5 protein-coding genes are annotated in these 3,369 nt (G+C 61.6%); 3 read left to right on the top strand and 2 right to left on the bottom strand.

Annotated elements, in window-relative coordinates; all coding sequences use genetic code 11:
• Positions 1-627: transposase (locus F0Q34_RS21440; RefSeq protein WP_149814406.1), on the top strand; the 627-nt coding region annotated here is incomplete at its 5' end.
• Positions 628-698: 71 nt separating this feature from the next.
• Here F0Q34_RS21440 and F0Q34_RS21435 read toward each other — a convergent pair.
• Together F0Q34_RS21435 and F0Q34_RS21990 are read right to left on the bottom strand one after the other, a co-directional pair.
• Positions 699-1,100, bottom strand: a complete 402-nt coding sequence (locus F0Q34_RS21435) for an acyl-CoA dehydrogenase family protein (protein WP_149814405.1) — start codon at positions 1,098-1,100, stop codon at positions 699-701.
• A 17-nt stretch (positions 1,101-1,117) separates the two neighbouring features.
• Entirely contained in the window at positions 1,118-1,294 is a 177-nt protein-coding gene (locus F0Q34_RS21990) for a hypothetical protein (protein WP_161600999.1), read from the bottom strand.
• Positions 1,295-1,791: 497 nt separating this feature from the next.
• Between F0Q34_RS21990 and F0Q34_RS21430 the strand changes: the two genes are divergently transcribed.
• On the top strand, positions 1,792-2,466 hold the full coding sequence (locus F0Q34_RS21430) for a ParA family protein (protein ID WP_161600998.1): 675 nt from the start codon (positions 1,792-1,794) through the stop codon (positions 2,464-2,466).
• A 4-nt stretch (positions 2,467-2,470) separates the two neighbouring features.
• Positions 2,471-3,187, top strand: a complete 717-nt coding sequence (locus F0Q34_RS21425; protein WP_149814403.1) for a hypothetical protein — start codon at positions 2,471-2,473, stop codon at positions 3,185-3,187.
• The last annotated feature ends 182 nt before the right edge of the window (positions 3,188-3,369 follow it).

Below are 3,369 nucleotides of genomic sequence, written 5' to 3'. Positions count from 1 at the left end.
GCGCCACGCCAGAAGCTCACCATTGAGGAGAAAGCCACCATTCGCGAGGGCGGTACGCCGACGCACTGGTCAAAGGCTAAGCGGGCGCAGAAGGATCGCGACGCACGCTGGACGCTCAAGCGCGGCAGGGCCAAGCCCAAACCAGAAGGTGCGCAGCGCCAAGCCATTCAGATCGCGGTGCCGGTCTTTGGCTACAAAAGCCACATCGGCATCGACCGACGCCATGGGCTGATCCGCCGCTGGGCCGTCACGGATGCCGCCCAACATGACAGCCGCAGCTTTCCGGCGCTGCTGGATCCTGAGAACACCGCAAGCCGCGTCTGGGCGGACACGGCTTACCGCACCAGGCGCAACCTGGAGGTCCTGGAGCGGCGCGGCTTGAGCGAACACATCCTGTTCCGCCGGCCACCGCGGCGCGAACTCTCCGAGCCGCAGGCGAAGGCCAATGCCGCACGTGCCCGGATCCGCTCCGGCATCGAGCACGTCTTTGCTGCCCAGAAGCACCGCATGGCGCTGTTCGTCCGCACCATCGGCCTGGCCCGGGCGCAGGTGAAGATCGGCATCGCCAACTTGGCTTACAACTTCACCCGCCTGGCCTGGCTCAGCGCCCGAGCTGCGCCCGCATAACCCCACAGCGTCCACGAAGGGCAGAACCCGCCGCCCAAAGCCGGTGACCCAGCCGGGTCAACAGGGGCACGTCACGGCCTGAGGCGACCATCCTGCACGCAAAGGCCATGCAGCAGCGGGTAGTTCGAGGTGTCCAGGAGTTCCGAGCGGATCCGCGGGGTCTTGCTGGCGCTGATCTCCCTGACCGCGTCCAGGGCGGTGCGCGCGATGCCGAGCGGCACGGCGGCGATCGTCAGGCCGAGGACGGTGTGCGGCGGCAGCGCGTAAAGGGGACTAGGCTGCACCGGCTCCTGACCCAGCGCCACGGCGTGGGAGGCCGGAACGAACAGGTCGGTCACGCGATAGTCGTGGCTGCCGGTTCCACGGAGACCTCCAACGAGCCAGGGTGGAGCGCCGCCGCCGATGGTCACGCACCACCCCACGGTGCCGTCCACCCGGCTCACCTCCTCGACGACCTTCAGATAGTCGGTCAAGCTGAGCTCGAGCCCGCCTAGCTGCCGAGGCAGGAACAGCGAAAAAAGCCAAGTTCGCGAAGCTGCTCGACGAGGCCCGCGGGCAACCGACGCTCGCGGTGGATCTCGTCACGCAGGCTCGCGATGGTCGGGCCGAGAGACTGGACCGCTTCGATGAGCCTGCGCGCCTCCAGGCTACCCGCTGCGATGGACATGGCCGATCTCCCGTCGCATCTTTCAGGCGGATGCTCCGCTTATGGGTGCGGCATTGACAAAGAAAATCGGCGCAGGCTCATGTTGAGGAGCGATGTCGTCCTTCAGCGCAGCCGGCTTGGGTGCTCACCTCGATGTTCTTCTGCCCGGCTCGGCAGCCGGGCTTGCCCGCATGAATACCCCGGTGCCATCCGCGCTCTGAGCAGCATGCCCCAATGACACCAGAGATTATGATGCTCAACACTGTAGCTTAGGGTTAGGCCTTTTCCTCCTTACGTATCAGGTGGGGGCGCTGGCGGTGGACGAAGAGCATGTGACTTCAGCCTTGCCAACAGGATTCGGATGCCGAACTCGGCAGGATACTTGTAATATTCTCGTAGTGACGCGCTGCTAGAACGAACAGGAGCAATTTTTTACCGGTAAGATTCCACCTCACATCTCCCCTCCGTTCAGAATTCGCGTTACGGTTTCATTCGACAAAACTTCAAGGAGTAGGCACGTGGCGGAAGGTAGGCGTCTGAAGCGCACCATCCGAATTCTAAGCACGGGTGCCAAGGGCGGCCCAGGCAAGAGCTTTCTGGTGAAGAACTTAGCAGGCGCGGCAGCGAATAACGGTTACAGCGTCGGCATGGTCGACTTCGATACACAGCGTACAGTGACCAAGTGGCTCCAGCGCCGGACGCAGTATTGCCCTGATAGTCCGGAAATCATCGGCTATGAGGCCGACCCGCACGATGCTCGGGATGCCAGCGAGGTTCTAGGCATCAAAGACCATGACCTCATTTTCTTCGACACTCCACCCGCGATTGACCAATCCTCGGAGGTTCTCAAGACTTTGTCCTTTGGGGTGGACCTCGTCCTGGTGCCTACCAAGGTAGGCATCAGCGACACGGAGAGCGCAGAAACTCTTCTGTATGCGCTTTCGACGTGGAAGCGCCCAACTCTGGCGGTACTGAACTTGGTGAAACCCAAGGCAACTCGCGTAATCGGGCTGGCGAAGAAGCGCTTGGTTCGACACGCCGAGCTCTGCGCTGTTGAGATTGGCGAATATTATGACTTCCTGGCTGCGGACGAGGTCGGTCTGGGGGCAACCGAGATGAGAAAATGCACAGGAGGAGAGGATATTGAAGCCGTCTGGTCTGCCGTCCGCCGCCGCGTCGGGCTGAGAGTATAATTCCATGGCTGTTCGCCGCACACCGTCCGTCGCCCCGATTAACGAGCGCCGTGGCTTAGATCCTGCCCAGATACGACGGACAATCGAGCAAGCCATCGACTATGAGCCCGGCGCTAACCCAGACTTGCGGGGCGAAGTCCTGGCGATAGCTGCGTTTGAAACCTCCAACCCAGAACACCTAGCTGTTGAGATCGGCACGCTATGGACCCGGGCCCAGGAAGCCTTTCTAACGATCGGGAACCGCATCATCAAAGCCCGCGTACTTATTGAGGAGCGCATCCGGGGCAATAACAGCCATTTGACGCCTGCAGAACGACGGGCACAGATGAACGCCGAATGGCGAGTGTTCCTGGACAGACTGCCGTTTAGTGTCCAAATTGCGTCGCAGCTTGAATGTGTCGCTCGCGCCCTAGCCGACGGCAAACTGATCCCGGCCGAGTTGCCGTCGAACTACAGCGTGGCGTATCAGCTTACTACCCTTACGGACGCCGAACTCGATGCCGCCCGGAAGGAGGGACTGGTCAGCCCGCGTGCGAAGCGAGATGCCATAATTAATTTTAAGAAGCGATTGCGGCAGGCGCGTACCGACCGCGAGACTGAGCTTGTCCAGCGACGGCAACGGATAGTCGCCGAAATGGAAAGAATGCGTCGAGAACTCTTGGAAATCGAACGGGAGCTCGGAGGCAGGGCCCCGGTGGGCGACGTGAGACCCGTTTCCTGATGGGGCGGCGTTAGATGGTGAAGAGGGCTTCGGCGCCGATAAGCAGCGGATGATCTCCTATAATCTGTGGGATCTGGTGATTGACCCGCCCAACCAAGTGGACACTCGAAATGCCTCGCTGTTCGGGCGCTGAGGTGATTCACTGGCTCCGGTCAGCGGAGGCAGTGGCGATGGCGAATCAG

It is taken from the genome of Teichococcus oryzae, from assembly GCF_008386565.1.
Classification (GTDB): Bacteria; Pseudomonadota; Alphaproteobacteria; order Acetobacterales; family Acetobacteraceae; genus Pseudoroseomonas; species Pseudoroseomonas oryzae.
Note: the sequence above shows the minus strand (reverse complement) of the source record. Positions and strands in the feature narration are given on the sequence as shown.